Source organism: Sphingobacterium suaedae (assembly GCF_042684625.1).
Taxonomy (GTDB): domain Bacteria; phylum Bacteroidota; class Bacteroidia; order Sphingobacteriales; family Sphingobacteriaceae; genus Sphingobacterium; species Sphingobacterium suaedae.
Map to the genome: position 1 here is coordinate 18,501 of NZ_JBHULR010000008.1, position 13,803 is coordinate 32,303.

General features: G+C 47.7%; 13 protein-coding genes. 7 read left to right on the plus strand and 6 right to left on the minus strand.

All coding sequences use genetic code 11. From position 1 onward, the window contains the following. Nucleotides 1-23 precede the first annotated feature (23 nt). Nucleotides 24-416: a group III truncated hemoglobin gene (locus ACFSR5_RS15280; RefSeq protein ID WP_380905327.1), complete on the plus strand. Its 393-nt coding sequence runs from the start codon at nt 24-26 to the stop codon at nt 414-416. Between the two features lie 6 nt (nt 417-422). Here the strand turns inward: ACFSR5_RS15280 and ACFSR5_RS15285 are convergent, their stop codons facing one another. Continuing rightward, on the minus strand, nt 423-1,808 hold the full coding sequence (locus ACFSR5_RS15285) for a M20/M25/M40 family metallo-hydrolase (RefSeq protein ID WP_380905328.1): 1,386 nt from the start codon (nt 1,806-1,808) through the stop codon (nt 423-425). Between the two features lie 44 nt (nt 1,809-1,852). On the opposite strand from ACFSR5_RS15285, the gene ACFSR5_RS15290 reads away from it, so the two are divergent. Continuing rightward, nucleotides 1,853-2,158 carry a Smr/MutS family protein gene (locus tag ACFSR5_RS15290; protein ID WP_380905329.1) on the plus strand — a complete coding sequence of 102 codons (306 nt, stop codon included), beginning with the start codon at nt 1,853-1,855 and terminating at the stop codon, nt 2,156-2,158. Here ACFSR5_RS15290 and ACFSR5_RS15295 read toward each other — a convergent pair. After that, nucleotides 2,153-3,250, minus strand: coding sequence for an L-dopachrome tautomerase-related protein (locus ACFSR5_RS15295; protein ID WP_380905330.1), 1,098 nt, complete (start codon nt 3,248-3,250; stop codon nt 2,153-2,155). The genes ACFSR5_RS15290 and ACFSR5_RS15295 overlap by 6 nt on opposite strands. A 29-nt stretch (nt 3,251-3,279) precedes the next feature. Next, entirely contained in the window at nt 3,280-4,200 is a 921-nt protein-coding gene (locus tag ACFSR5_RS15300; RefSeq protein WP_380905331.1) for a LysR family transcriptional regulator, read from the minus strand. 77 nt (nt 4,201-4,277) lie between these two features. Between ACFSR5_RS15300 and hutH the strand changes: the two genes are divergently transcribed. The 4 genes from hutH to hutG are packed head-to-tail and all read left to right on the plus strand — an operon-like array spanning nt 4,278 to nt 10,113. Continuing rightward, nucleotides 4,278-5,876 (plus strand): histidine ammonia-lyase, encoded by a 1,599-nt coding sequence (hutH, locus tag ACFSR5_RS15305; protein ID WP_380905332.1) that lies wholly within the window; start codon nt 4,278-4,280, stop codon nt 5,874-5,876. Nucleotides 5,877-5,879: 3 nt separating this feature from the next. Beyond that, complete coding sequence (gene hutI, locus ACFSR5_RS15310; RefSeq protein ID WP_380905333.1) at nt 5,880-7,127, plus strand: imidazolonepropionase; 1,248 nt, start codon at nt 5,880-5,882, stop codon at nt 7,125-7,127. Further along, entirely contained in the window at nt 7,124-9,133 is a 2,010-nt protein-coding gene (locus tag ACFSR5_RS15315; RefSeq protein WP_380905334.1) for a urocanate hydratase, read from the plus strand. The genes hutI and ACFSR5_RS15315 overlap by 4 nt, the downstream gene beginning before the upstream one ends. Further along, on the plus strand, nt 9,130-10,113 hold the full coding sequence (gene hutG / locus ACFSR5_RS15320; protein ID WP_380905335.1) for a formimidoylglutamase: 984 nt from the start codon (nt 9,130-9,132) through the stop codon (nt 10,111-10,113). The genes ACFSR5_RS15315 and hutG overlap by 4 nt, the downstream gene beginning before the upstream one ends. A gap of 94 nt (nt 10,114-10,207) precedes the next feature. Here hutG and ACFSR5_RS15325 read toward each other — a convergent pair whose 3' ends face one another. From ACFSR5_RS15325 to ACFSR5_RS15335, 3 genes are all read right to left on the minus strand, one after another. Then, nucleotides 10,208-11,224, minus strand: coding sequence for a 3-keto-disaccharide hydrolase (locus ACFSR5_RS15325; protein WP_380905336.1), 1,017 nt, complete (start codon nt 11,222-11,224; stop codon nt 10,208-10,210). Between the two features lie 100 nt (nt 11,225-11,324). Continuing rightward, nucleotides 11,325-11,543 (minus strand): quinol oxidase subunit 4, encoded by a 219-nt coding sequence (locus ACFSR5_RS15330; RefSeq protein ID WP_380905337.1) that lies wholly within the window; start codon nt 11,541-11,543, stop codon nt 11,325-11,327. Between the two features lie 56 nt (nt 11,544-11,599). Further along, nucleotides 11,600-12,586: a glycoside hydrolase family 43 protein gene (locus ACFSR5_RS15335; protein WP_380905338.1), complete on the minus strand. Its 987-nt coding sequence runs from the start codon at nt 12,584-12,586 to the stop codon at nt 11,600-11,602. A gap of 176 nt (nt 12,587-12,762) precedes the next feature. Between ACFSR5_RS15335 and ACFSR5_RS15340 the strand changes: the two genes are divergently transcribed. Continuing rightward, entirely contained in the window at nt 12,763-13,803 is a 1,041-nt protein-coding gene (locus tag ACFSR5_RS15340) for a LacI family DNA-binding transcriptional regulator (RefSeq protein WP_380905339.1), read from the plus strand.

The following is a 13,803-nucleotide window of genomic DNA, read 5'->3' on the forward strand; positions in this document are numbered from 1 at the left end:
CTTTACAAAAAGCAAGGGAAGGCATGGAAAAAAGAGATATAGAAACGCTCGATGATATCAAGCAACTCGTAAACACCTTTTATGGTAACGTGCGACAAGATGAGCTTATCGGACCTATTTTTAATGAAAAGATTCAGGATCGATGGCCTGTACACTTAGAAAAGATGTATACCTTTTGGCAAACGATCCTGCTGGATGAATATACCTATCAAGGCCGCCCATTTCCGCCACACGCACAATTGCCCATACAGGAAGAGCATTTCAACCGTTGGTTGTCAATATTCAGCAGCACGGTAGACAGTCTGTTTGAAGGTCCTATTGCTGCAGAAGCGAAATCAAGAGGCCACAAAATGGCAGCACTTTTCCAGATCAAGCTTGAGCATATCCGGCAGTCACCTTTTCCTCCGTTGCTATAATCTGACTTAGCGACCGACCTTCTCGATGTGCTGATCCAGTAAATACAAGAGCGAAGCCAGGGCAGCCACCCCCGATTGAAGCTCTCGACGGTCCACAGCTTCAAAAACGTCCTTCGCAGTATGATGTATATCGAAATACCGATGCGGATCTGGCCGAAAATTAAACATCAGTGTATTAGGAAAATGAGCGCCCCATACCCCGGAGTCTACTCCGGGACTTCCCTGTAAGAAGCGTGAGACCCAGAATTTCTGTTCGAAAAGGGGCTTCCAGTGTTGCTGTATCCATGCCACCTTATCTGCAGACGATTTGATGTCGAATCCCCTTGGTGCAAAACCTCCGGCGTCGCTTTCTATAGCTGCGATGAGCTGTTCGCCATTAGCCTTCGCTTGCTCACCGTATTTCACAGCACCATGTACCCCATTCTCCTCATTCATATAAAAAACCAACCGGATGGTATGTCTCGGTTTATAGCCCAGTCGCATTAGGGTACGTATAGCGTCGAGGGTGCCCATCGTACCAGTGCCGTTATCGTGCGCCCCCTCGCCTACATCCCAAGAGTCTATATGTCCGCCAATGGTAATGATCTGATCAGGAAACTGCGTTCCTTTCCACTCCGCAACGACATTGTGCGTTGCAACAGTCCCCTTCCATTTGGATTGGTTCGCCAGATGCACGCGCGTACTTGGATCCTCTTTTAAGGTCTGCGACAATAGCGTCGCCCCTACGGCAGAAATAGCAAATGCGGGGATACTATCGATTCCGGCTACGTAGCGTGTTCCTCCCGTATGTGGAAAATCATCGTCGGGCGAGGAGGAAAGCGACCGAAAAAGATAAGCCACAGCGCCCAGCTTTGCGGCTTCTGCAGGCCCGCGGCTCCGTTGGCTGCTATTTAATCCATAGGCGACACCCGTTTCCACAATGGACTCGTCCCAAGGTTTATTAACGAACACAATCTTACCAGCAACGGCATCCCCATGTTTTCGTAGATCGCTCAACAGCTCCACCTCCACGACTTCCGCTTCCAGCCCATCTAGAGGCGTGGCCACCGATCCCCCAAGCGCTAAGACCTGCAGCGGCTTTCCCGTCGTAACCACATATGCCTGTTCCTGCTTGCCCCGTTCCCAATAAGGAACTTCCACATCCTGTAGATAAACCTTTTCGAACGGCAAATTTTCCATTAGGGATTTCGACCATTGTACGGCAGCTTCTGCCTTTTGCGAGCCCGCAATGCGATGTCCGATTTTTTTGGTTAGATAGCGTAGGTACTCATACGCTTGTCCCTGTTCAAAAGAAGCCGTGTAAATCCGTTCCATCATCACCGAATCGGTCTGACCATAAACAGCACAAGCGTGGCTAGCGATAAGAATTAACGCCGCAAACATTCCTTTCATACATTTCGTCTTTAGAATGCTAAACATAAGTATTATTTTTGAAAATGCCGAGATCCTTACCAAAACCGCCCAGGGAAGTAGACTTACATGCCGATGCATTTTTGTCCGACCTGGATACGTATGACACCGATGAACTTCTGGCCGCATCGATCGATCTGCTGCGCGATCAGCTGGACGCAGCGATCTATTGGGGATATAACGAGATACGCTTTGTTCACGGAAGAGGCAAAGGTGTCTTAAAGCAGGCTGTATACGAGGAACTTTCGTACTATAAACAGCATGGTGCCATCGCACGCTACTACCCTTCTTACCATAACGAGGATATCGTCGTTGTCGTAATCGGCCTATAGAATTTTTATCCGGTAGACGGCATAGGGATAACTCGTTCGGTCTTCGCCATTATTCCATTGCGGTAGCCGATTTACCTGCGCACAAGAAAAATACAGATATCCATCACTTCCAATTCCTAACGAGTCTGGCCATATCAGCCGGGGATCCTGTACAATGGTTTCTATTTTACCATCTGGCGACCACCGTTTGATACTGTAATCTAACGAAGAGGTTAGGTAGATATTTCCATGCTTATCTGCTACCAGTCCATGGGTAACAGCAGTCTGTCCCATGTCTTCCACCCGGGCTGCCAGTTCATCGGCTGTCAACGCTCCATCGGCCAGATACCGTGTTTCGATCCGGTACAGATGGGTTTGATTAATTGGTTTAAAATAGAAATAACGGTTATCCTTGGTCAACGCAATCCCGTTTATATTCGACATAAAAGGCTTGCCAGTTTTGTCCTCCATTGCTCTCCCTTCATATGTTAGAACCAAATTGGTGTCAGCTTTGCTGTATGCGGTATTGGCTAAAACCAATCGACTCTTACCGGTTGTTAGATCTAACACCACTATTCCGGCCTGTCCCGGGTCTGAAAGGTACGCCAGCCCCCGCTGGGTATCTACCCGCACATCGTTGAGTCCCGAGCGCGACTTGTCCAAATCCTCGAACCCATATTGGCGAACAACTTTATTTGTAGACAGATCAATCTGAATCAAATTGAAGCGTCCCTGTGCTGGTGCATCAGGAGACTTGCCAAAGACAGAGTTGCCTGCTGCGGGTTTAGAATCCAAAACCCATAATTGGTCGGCCGCGTCCACATAGATGTCCTGCACATTGACAAAGCTATTGACTGCCCCGGCATGAGCCTCATTCCAGGCGCGGTCCGGAAAAGGGAGACGCTCGCCCTTCTTTATTTCTGTCAGTCCAAACTGGTAGGGTTCCCGCCGTGGAAAAGAAACAAATACACGGTTTGTGCTCGACACACTTACACCTATCGGCTGTGCCTGTCCGAATACAGCAACAGTTTCCAACCTGGGATCAGTCACGGGTTGGGCATCGCAGGGGAAAACTACCATCAGAAAAAAACAAAAAAAAGCTAATCTTAGCATATAAAAAAAATACGTTACTTATCAAACAGTTAAACATGCATTTGGTTTACAGCTGCGCCGCCCAGCTCCTGCTGAACAATTGACAAAAATAAAGCCGAAACCTCCGGGTTTAGGTCATTGTTCCATACCAACGACAAGGTGGTACGCTGGGGGATATAATCCAGATCGATAAACTTGACGCTGCTCGTGTATCCCCATCTCAGTGAGCTGGGGACAATAGCCACGCCGAGCCCCTGTTCCACCAAATTAAATATCGAAAGGGCATTTACCGTCCGTAAAGCAACCTGCGGCTCAAACCCCGCATCCTGAAAGATACTGTAGACCAGATCGTAATACGAATGGCTGTAGTCCTTGGAGAACAAAATGAACGGTTCGTCGACAAAAGCATCAAGCCCTTGAAAATTGTCATGTTGTATGGGGTGACCTTGGGGGACGACCAGCGAAAAATGTTCGGTAAGCACGGCCATATGCTGTAGCCCTTTTGGTACGGCGTCCATGCGTACAAACCCGAAATCAAGCTCCTGACGTATTATTTTTTCGATCTGTATGCTATTCGATAACTCCTGAAGATCCACATCAATACGCGGGTAGTCGCGCTTCAGGGTGATCAATAAACGGCCTAAAATGGCCTGCACCGCCGAACCGATGAAACCAAGTCGGAGTTCCATAACCGATTCCTCCGCCAACAGGCGAACCTCACGCTCCATAATGTCCACGCGCTGGAACAGCAGATCAACTTCACTCTTTAAATATCGCCCTGCTGGTGTGAGCCGCACGTAACGTTTGCCCCGTTCGAAGAGCTGTGCGCCGAAAATATGCTCCATCTGCTTTATTTGCCGGCTAAGTCCCGGCTGCGAAATAAAGAGGCGTTCGGAAGCCTTCCGAAAATGCAGTTCGTCTGCCAAAATCTGAAAATAGTGATAATGTCTCAGCTCCAATTGATAACTCATAGTTATTAATAATTGACAATATTGGTATTTACATGTATTAAAAGTAAGCATTAATTTTGATAAAAGGCATTTTGACTATGGCGATAACATATTTTGACGGGATCGAAAACAAGCCGTTTCATTACGGAACGGACGAGCTCACCTGCTCGATAGCACTCCTCCTGGCGGAAGGAAAAATTAAAGCAGAAGTATCGGAGAACACAAAAGCACGAATTGAGCGCAGTGCGGGTTATGTGGAAGATATCGTACAATCGCAGCGTACCGTATATGGTATTAATACCGGCTTTGGCCCGTTGTGCACCACACGCATCGATGCAGATGATACGCGAAAATTACAGGAGAACATCTTAAAAAGCCACGCGGTCGGCGTAGGTGAACCGATCGATAAGCTTCTCTCCAAATTGATGCTGATCTTGAAAATTCATGCGTTATCCAAGGGATATTCCGGTGTTCAGTGGACAACGGTTGAACGTATGCTTTGGCATATAGAGCAAGATATTATCCCTGTGGTTCCCCAACAAGGCTCTGTCGGTGCTTCTGGTGATCTAGCTCCCCTATCGCATCTTTTTCTTCCACTGATCGGTTTGGGTAAAGTGTGGGCAGATGGCAACCTGGTTGACACCGCATCGGTCTTAAAGCAACATGGCCTGTCTCCCATCACGCTGGGTGCAAAAGAAGGATTAGCCCTGATCAACGGAACGCAGTTCATGGCTGCTCACGGTGTTAAAGCCGTTGTAGACATGTATCATCTACTCAACAACGCCGACTTAATCGCCGCGTTGATGCTTGAAGGACTAAACGGATCCATCAAACCATTTTCTCCTGAGCTACATGCGCTCAGGCCGCATCCCGGCAATCAATTTGTCGCCAGTACAATTTATAATCTGCTAGCCGGCTCGGCGATCGTTGATTCACACAAGAACTGCTCCCGGGTACAAGATCCCTATTCCCTGCGGTGTATACCTCAGATACACGGGGCCTCACGACAAGCGTGGCTACACCTAAAAGAGGCCATAGAAGTGGAGATCAATTCCGTTACCGATAATCCCGTGATCATCGATCACGACAATACGATCAGCGGCGGCAGCTTTCATGGACAGCCCATTGCACTGCCGCTAGATTACGCGACACTGGCCGTCTCGGAGATCGGAAATGTATCTGATAGACGCGTTTATCTGTCCTTGGAAGGCGATACCCCCGGTGTGCCAAAATTGTTATTGAAATCGACGGGGCTAAACTCCGGATTTATGATCCTGCAGTACACCACCGCCGCCCTGGCCAGTGAAAACAAAAGTCTGTGCTTTCCGGCCAGCGCCGATAGCATCCCAACCTCCCTCGGTCAGGAAGATCACGTGAGCATGGGTTCCATAAGCGGACGCAAGCTACAACAGGTCATCAGACATGTAGAGCGTATTTTAAGCATCGAACTGATATGCGCCGCACAGGCATTTGACTTCCATAGACCGCTGACATCGACTCCTGTGCTCGAAGCCATCCACGCCACCGTCCGCCGGCAGATCCCGCACATTGAAGAAGATCAGCCGATGGAAGAGCTCTTAAAGTCAGCATTAGCGCTCATTGCTTCGGGGGATCTCATAGAAGCCGCCACAACCAAAGCGGCTCAACTCGACATTGCATTATATGGACAGCATGCACCCACCTTTACTGATTTTTAAACGATGAAAAAGAAACTTATTGGCCCCTTTTCACAGCTTCTTACCCTCCGCAGTCTTCCGATGTATGGGGCTTTGTCGGATCAGCAGCTCGAAGTCATTACCGATGGCGCATTGGTGATCGAAGATGGTCGCATTACGGACATGGGTAAGCATGCTGAGCTCCTGAACAGGTATGCCGCAGAACATATACTTATGTCCGAACCATCAGTTTGTACTCCGGCATACGTCGACTGTCATACGCACATTGCCTTCGCCGGAAACCGCGCCAATGATTTTGCGTTACGGAATTCAGGAGCCAGCTATTTGGAAATTGCCGAAGCCGGTGGTGGCATCTGGAGCACAGTACTGCATACCCGATCGGCTTCCCTGGAGGAGCTTGTAGCCAACATTTGTTTGCGCGCACAAAGCCTGATGCAGCAAGGCGTAACCACTATTGAAGTTAAAAGTGGATATGGTCTTTCCGTGGAACAGGAAATCAAAATCCTGCGCGCCATTAGGATAGCGAACCAGCACGTTGCAGTAGATCTTGTACCGACCTGTCTGGCGGCACATATGAAGCCACACGACTTTACGGGGAGTGCCTCGGCTTATCTCTCTGAGATCGCAACAAAACTCTTTCCTATCCTGCGTGATGAGCATCTCGCCCGGCGTATCGACATCTTTATTGAAAAAAGTGCATTTTCCGTAGCCGAAGCGGAACCGTATTTATTGGAAGCCAAGCGACAAGGGTTCGATATCACCGTCCATGCGGATCAATTCACGGCAGGGGGCTCCCGGCTTGCTATACAGGTCGGCGCTGTCAGCGCGGATCACTTGGAAGCATCCACAGCGCGCGAAGCTGCGTTGTTTGCTCAATCCAAAACCGTGGCTGTGGCCTTGCCCGGTGCATCCATGGGACTCGGCTCTCCTTACACCGACGCCCGAGACCTGCTGGACCAGGATGCTTGCCTAGCTATAGCGACAGATTGGAATCCCGGTTCTGCACCTATGGGACAATTGATGGTTCAGGCATCGGTCTTTGCAGCTGCCCAAAAGCTTAGCAATGCAGAATTATTTGCGGCAATCACCTACCGGGCAGCAAAAGCCGTATCGTTGAGTGACCGGGGAATACTCGACATCGGAATGTTAGCTGATTTTTGTACGTATTCCACGGAAAATTATCAAAACATTACCTATTTACAGGGTACGCTACAGCCACAACAGGTGTGGAAAAATGGAAAATGTATTTATCAGAAAGGAGAACGATTATGACTTTCCAAGAATCTATCGTGCAGGGAATACCATTAACATTACCGCCAAAAGCGGTCTATGATACTTCCGTCAGTCACGCTCCGAAGCGAAAAGACATCCTAAAGGCTGGCGAGAAAAAACTCGCAATCCAAAATGCGTTACGGTATTTTCCAACAGCGTGGCATGAAGAACTAGCGAGTGAATTCCTCGAAGAATTGCAAACTTACGGACGGATTTATATGTACCGGTTTCGTCCTACCTATGCCATGTATGCTCGTCCCATTGAGGACTATCCAGCTAAATGTGTACAGGCAGCGGCGATCATGCTAATGATCCAGAACAATCTGGATCCGGCAGTAGCCCAACATCCGCACGAGCTCATCACGTACGGCGGAAATGGTGCCGTATTTCAGAACTGGGCGCAATACTTGCTCACGATGAAATACTTAGCGCTAATGACTGACGAGCAAACCCTACATATGTACAGCGGGCATCCCATGGGACTTTTTCCTTCCAGTAAGGAGGCACCAAGAGTAGTCGTCACCAACGGCATGATGATCCCGAATTATTCCCAGCCTGACGATTGGGAAAAGTACAACGCCCTGGGCGTGACCCAATATGGACAAATGACCGCTGGATCGTACATGTATATAGGCCCTCAGGGTATTGTACACGGCACAACGATAACGGTAATGAATGCTTTTCGCAAAATACTGGACGAAGGGCATCAGATCGCAGGAAAAGTATTCTTAACCTCGGGTCTCGGTGGGATGAGTGGTGCACAGCCCAAAGCCGGCAACATTGCAGGTTGTATCACCGTCTGCGCAGAAATTAACCCAGCTGCTGCAAAAAAACGACTTCAACAAGGGTGGGTCGATCTGCTAATCGACGATCTGGACACCCTCGCAACACGCGTGCATAAGGCTATCCGTGAACAAGAATGTGTGTCCATCGCTTACCTGGGAAATGTGGTTGAGGTTTGGGAAAAATTTTTCCAGGCCGGTGTCCCGGTATGTCTTGGTTCGGATCAGACCTCACTGCATAATCCGTGGGCTGGGGGCTACTATCCGGTTGGACTCACCTTCCAGGAGTCGAACCGACTCATGGTAGCAGATCCTGACGCCTTCCGGCAGGCCGTACAACACTCGCTCGTTCGTCACGTGGAGGCCATCAATAGACATGTTTCCCGCGGAACCTACTTTTTTGACTATGGCAATGCTTTTTTATTGGAAAGCAGTCGTGCCGGTGCCGCAGTTATGCATGAAGATGGCCAGCAATTTAGGTATCCGTCGTACGTGCAGGATATTTTGGGACCTCGCTGTTTCGATTATGGTTTTGGTCCTTTCCGTTGGGTATGTACCTCAGGTTCACCGCAGGATCTACAGACCACAGACCAAATCGCTTTAAATGTACTCCAGGCGCTTCACCAGCAAGCTTATCCGGAAATCCGTCAGCAGCTTGCAGACAACATACGCTGGATACAACAGGCAGATCAAAATAAACTCGTTGTGGGCTCACAGGCGCGTATATTGTACGCTGATGCGCTCGGGCGCATACAGATCGCCAGGGCTTTTAACCAAGCGATCGGAGAAGGTCGTATCCAGGCGCCCATCGTGTTGGGCCGCGACCATCACGATGTCAGCGGTACCGACTCCCCTTACCGCGAAACGAGCAACATTTATGATGGCAGTAAATTCACCGCAGACATGGCTATCCATAATGTTATCGGAGATAGTTTTAGAGGTGCTACCTGGGTTTCAATCCACAACGGTGGAGGTGTCGGTTGGGGAGAAGTTATTAACGGCGGTTTTGGACTGGTACTGGACGGAACGGAGGCTGCAGATCGTAAATTAAGCAATATGCTATTCTACGATGTGAACAATGGTATCGCCAGACGCGCATGGGCCAGAAACAAGGAAGCAAGGCAGGCCATCGAGATTGAGTTGCAGCGATCAACTGATCTACAAATTACCACAGCACAGGACGTTGACCATGCAATTCTTGACCATTTACTGGGACAATCATGAAGGAAGAATTTAAGGATTACTATATTCCGGGAGACCAGACGATGTGGTCCGGAAGGGTAGATGGGACAACCCTGGAACATCTACGTTGGCACCAGGTGATTTCGACATTAGATATGCAGCATGCCCACCCATTGCAAGACCGCTATGTTCTGGTGGGCTTCTCTGTCGATGAAGGCGTTTTCCGAAATGGCGGGCGAACGGGCGCAGCAGCTGCACCTGATCATCTTCGCGGCATCTTGGCTAACCTTCCACTACATCATCTTGACCCGTCAAAGCTATGTGATGCCGGTACGATCTGTTGTCCTAACCGTAATTTGGAAGAAGCCCAGCAGGCGCTTGCCGCGCTAGTATCCAGCATCCGTAAGCAGGGTGGCATTCCTTTAGTATTAGGCGGTGGACACGAAGTTGTTTATGGGCATTACAAGGGCATACGCCAAACAACAGAAGGCCGCATCGGGGTAATCAATTTCGACGCGCATTTCGACTTACGAATGCCCACAGAAAGCGGCGCCAACTCAGGGACGGGTTTCTATCAAATAGCTGGTGATGAGGCGAAACGTGGTACTCCTCTTTCGTATCTTGCATTAGGAATAAACCTCATCAGCAATACACGTGCTTTATTTCATACCGCGAAAACACTCCATGTTCAATGTATAGAAAGCCAAGATTTCCATGCAGGAAATCAAATGACCATTGCCGGGCAAATAGATAACTTCCTGCGGGAGATTGACCACCTTTACCTAACGGTGGATTTAGATGTCTTCGCAAGCCCGTTCGCTCCAGGAGTCAGTGCGCCAGCCTATCGGGGCATATTACCGGATACTTTTTTTTACGATATTTTCGATCGGTTAATAAAGTCTCCAAAATTTCTGGCGTTTGATATTGCTGAACTCAATCCGCAATACGATATTGATTCACGCACGGCCCGGCTGGCGGCCGATTTACTTTTTCGTGTTGTGCAGCGGCAAGAAAAAAAATAGAGCTAGTTGAGGAATGAAGCTACCAGAGATCAAAAAAATATAAAGAAAAGGCATCCCTTCCGGAATGCCTTCTATGCGGTATACGAGATGCACACTACTTTGCTGGAATAATCGTGATCTTTCTAAATTCGACACCGGTATGGTCGCCCTGCAGGTAGATCGGCCCAGGCTCGCCTTCCTTGCTATCCAATGCACCGCCGGTTATTCCCGGAATCTCCTGATTGCTTATAATTGTCTTTCCATTTGCTACGATAGTTACCAAACGTCCCCTTAGGGTGATTTCGTAGTTGTTCCATTGACCCGGCCCTGCCGCTACCATCTCGTTGGGTGCCAAAAAGCCATAAACACCGCCAAAATACAGTGATCCCGGATGCCTATCTTTCGGAGAATCTTCAATCTGTACTTCGTAACGACCGCGTAGGTAGATTCCCGAGTTACCGCCTTCAGCATACCGGAATTCAGCCAGCAACTTAAAATCCTCAAACTTCTGTTCGGTGATCAGGTTGGCGCCTGCTTTCTGGTTTATCAGGATTCCATCCTTCACGACCCACTGACTATCATCCGACGATGTTTTCCATCCTGTGAGGTCTTTTCCATTAAATAATTCTACAGGTTCGCCCCATTGTACCTCGCCGGTCCTTGTCAGATAGGGCGCCTTTACCCCTTTAAAGGTAAAGGTATTTCCTTTATTTGTTGTAACTGTTCCTTTTAGTTCTCCGCCGACAAGTTCGCCCTCAATGGTAAAATCACCTTCGCCTCCTTCCCATTGCGGAGGTATAGCAAAAGAAAACTTTCCGTTGGCTAACTTGACGTGAGATACAGGACGGCTGCTGCCACTGTCACCAACATAATATCCAACTAATGTGTTAAAACCGGATAGTTTGATTTCCAGCCATGAGGGCGCTTCTTTACCATCCTTATCGACGGTTAAGTCCCACCGGCCAATCAGATCTTTTGCTTCATCCGGAATCGTCTGTGTTGCAGGATTGTGTACTTCCTCTTCTTGCTTTTTGTCCACTTCTTTTTTGTCTGAAGGTGTTTGTGTACAGGACATCGCGCTCCCTGCTAACATGCATAGAAGTGTACCATATCCGACATATTTTTTTAACATATCTAAAAGGGTTAAGGTTTTTAAAACTCTAATCTACAAAAAAAAATAAAAAGAGCTATTTAAACAAAAGACCGGCTATCGGCCGGTCTTTGATCTTTTTCTACCATCCTGTATGGATGTGTACATCGTGCTTGTAATGTCCTTTTCCCTTTTTGTGTTTTTTCTTTTGTTGTCCGGGTGCATAACGCTTAGCCGACTTTCCGCCGTATATTTTTTTTGCCTGCCCGGGCGGCATACCGTGAGGGTGCCTGTGCGTATAACAGGAAGAAAGGCTTAAAAGCACCATCCCTACCATTACATATCCTATAATCTTTTTCATACAAATTATTCTCTTCTGTTACTGTACGCAAAATCTACGCCAAATGTGATCTACCATCAGGGATTTATTCCTTCAGTGGTCATCTGTATACGCTGTATCGTGCCATCTTCATTGTAATATAACCGGTCGATACAGACCGACCGGCGATAGCTACCTCCTTCGGTCTGCCGGCCGCCATTATGGTAAACAAAATACCATACTCCCTTGAATTCAACGATGGCCTGATGATTCGTGTTACTATTTCCGGCGATTTCATTCAATATACCTTTGGGTTCCCACGGACCATGGATGCTCTTACTCATGGCATAGCTAATCTTCTCTGGAAATCCGGTCGCGTAGGACAAGTAATACCAATCCTTGTGCTTATGTATCCATGGCGCTTCCGTAAAAGCCGGTAACTCAACAGGCATAATTTCACCCTCGATGTCCACCATATTTTTCTTCAGCTTTGCATAATAACATTGGGTGTTTCCCCAAAAGAGATATGCCTGTCCATCCTCGTCAATCCAAACAGTAGGATCAATATCATCCCAACTTATCTTGGTCCACTGTGTCGTCATATTATTGGTGATCAATGCAGTGCCCCGGGCATCTTTGAACGGTCCTGTCGGACTGTCGGAAACCGCGACGCCGATTGCCTTTCCCCGTTTTCCATCTTCGTTTTTATGTTCGGTGGAAACATACCAGTAAAATTTGCCGTCCCGCTCAACGACTTGAGATGCCCACGAACTATTGCCTGTAGCCCACGAAAAACTACTGGTCCGCAGAGGTATGGGATGCTCCGTCCACGTCTTCATATCCTTACTCGAAAATACCAACCAGTTAGGAATGTTGTATCCCTTTCCATCTCCCGTGTCCTCTCCCGCGTAAAGATAAAATGTATCGCCTACTACCAGAGCGGCAGGATCAGCAGTATACTTATGGGTAAATAACGGATTACCCGACACATGGATAACGGTATCGGACAGTTGTTGCGCGCGCAGGGATAAAGAGCCTGCAAAACATGAAATGGCAACACCTAGGAGGATCATTTTTCTGAACATAAATATTGTCTTTTTAAGGTAACACATTGGTTAGCGTTTTCTAAAGATAAAAGAAATTATTTAAATGTCAACAAAACACTTAATAAATTATTATGTCCAGTCATATAGTGACGTAAAATAGGTTAAATAGAATTAATTCAATATTTTTAACTGGTAGAAACAAAAAATAGTATCTCATGAGCGTAGTTAACATAAAGACCATTGCCAAGGCACTTAACATATCACCAGCGACAGTTTCCCGGGCACTGAATGACAGCCATGAAATAAAGAAGGAGACCAAAGACCGGGTACTTGCCTATGCCAAGGAACATAATTACAGGCCGAATACTTTTGCAAAAAATCTAAAAACAGGAAAAACCAACCTTATCGGCGTCGTTATTCCTTTTCTATCAAGCCCTTTCTTCTTAGATTTTATCGACGAACTCTACAAACAAATCCTTCCGCTGGGCTATACACTGCTCCCGTTTCAGTCACAGAACTCAGCAAAACAGGAACAAGATGCATTGGAGTTTCTGATCCAGCAAAATGTTGCCGGCATTATTATCTCACCAGCTCATGAGAAATCCAATACCGATTTGATGACGCATATCCATCAGAACATTTGCCCCATCATACTGTTTGACCGCTTACACCATGGACTGAAGACCTATAAAATAGGCATCCATAACAGTATGGAAACGTATAATGCAACAGAAGAGTTGATTAAAAAAGGTCGTAGGAGGATTTCCCTGCTATGCGGTAAAGATATCGGGAACACCAAAGATCGCATCCGCGGTTATAAGAACGCCCTGCACAATTACGGAATTCCCTATCTGCCCGAATATGTCATTTACGCCAATTATCAAGACCCCTCCCAAGATATCGATAGCGAGCTTACGCAGACTTTACGAAATTTATGGGACAATGGGAACCTACCGAATGCCATCGTTGGTGGCACGGACACCCTTTCGATAAAAATACTCGGCGTGCTGGCCGGTATGGAATTGAACGTTCCACGGGATATTGCCGTAATCGGGTTTACCAACACCAATGTCGCCGACTACCTATCTCCCTCTCTTTCAACGATTAGGCAGCCTACCGGCAAAATGGCGGGGTTAGCTCTGCAGCTCTTGATAGAAATGATGGAAAACACAAAAGATAGAACGGAAATGGAGTACCAGAGTTTTCTCTTGGAATCAACTACTACCTTGCGAAAATCAACCGATATAACGGCGTAA

Bases quoted from the DNA above. Each gene is read 5' to 3' on its own strand.
- hutI (WP_380905333.1), top strand. From the start codon at position 5,880: ATGAAAAAGAAACTTATTGGCCCCTTTTCACAGCTTCTTACCCTCCGC.
- ACFSR5_RS15300 (WP_380905331.1), bottom strand. From the start codon at position 4,200: ATGAGTTATCAATTGGAGCTGAGACATTATCACTATTTTCAGATTTTG.
- ACFSR5_RS15285 (WP_380905328.1), bottom strand. From the start codon at position 1,808: ATGAAAGGAATGTTTGCGGCGTTAATTCTTATCGCTAGCCACGCTTGT.
- hutG (WP_380905335.1), top strand. From the start codon at position 9,130: ATGAAGGAAGAATTTAAGGATTACTATATTCCGGGAGACCAGACGATG.
- ACFSR5_RS15325 (WP_380905336.1), bottom strand. From the start codon at position 11,224: ATGTTAAAAAAATATGTCGGATATGGTACACTTCTATGCATGTTAGCA.
- ACFSR5_RS15315 (WP_380905334.1), top strand. From the start codon at position 7,124: ATGACTTTCCAAGAATCTATCGTGCAGGGAATACCATTAACATTACCG.
- hutH (WP_380905332.1), top strand. From the start codon at position 4,278: ATGGCGATAACATATTTTGACGGGATCGAAAACAAGCCGTTTCATTAC.
- ACFSR5_RS15290 (WP_380905329.1), top strand. From the start codon at position 1,853: ATGCCGAGATCCTTACCAAAACCGCCCAGGGAAGTAGACTTACATGCC.
- ACFSR5_RS15295 (WP_380905330.1), bottom strand. From the start codon at position 3,250: ATGCTAAGATTAGCTTTTTTTTGTTTTTTTCTGATGGTAGTTTTCCCC.
- ACFSR5_RS15280 (WP_380905327.1), top strand. From the start codon at position 24: ATGGAAAAAAGAGATATAGAAACGCTCGATGATATCAAGCAACTCGTA.
- ACFSR5_RS15340 (WP_380905339.1), top strand. From the start codon at position 12,763: ATGAGCGTAGTTAACATAAAGACCATTGCCAAGGCACTTAACATATCA.
- ACFSR5_RS15335 (WP_380905338.1), bottom strand. From the start codon at position 12,586: ATGTTCAGAAAAATGATCCTCCTAGGTGTTGCCATTTCATGTTTTGCA.
- ACFSR5_RS15330 (WP_380905337.1), bottom strand. From the start codon at position 11,543: ATGAAAAAGATTATAGGATATGTAATGGTAGGGATGGTGCTTTTAAGC.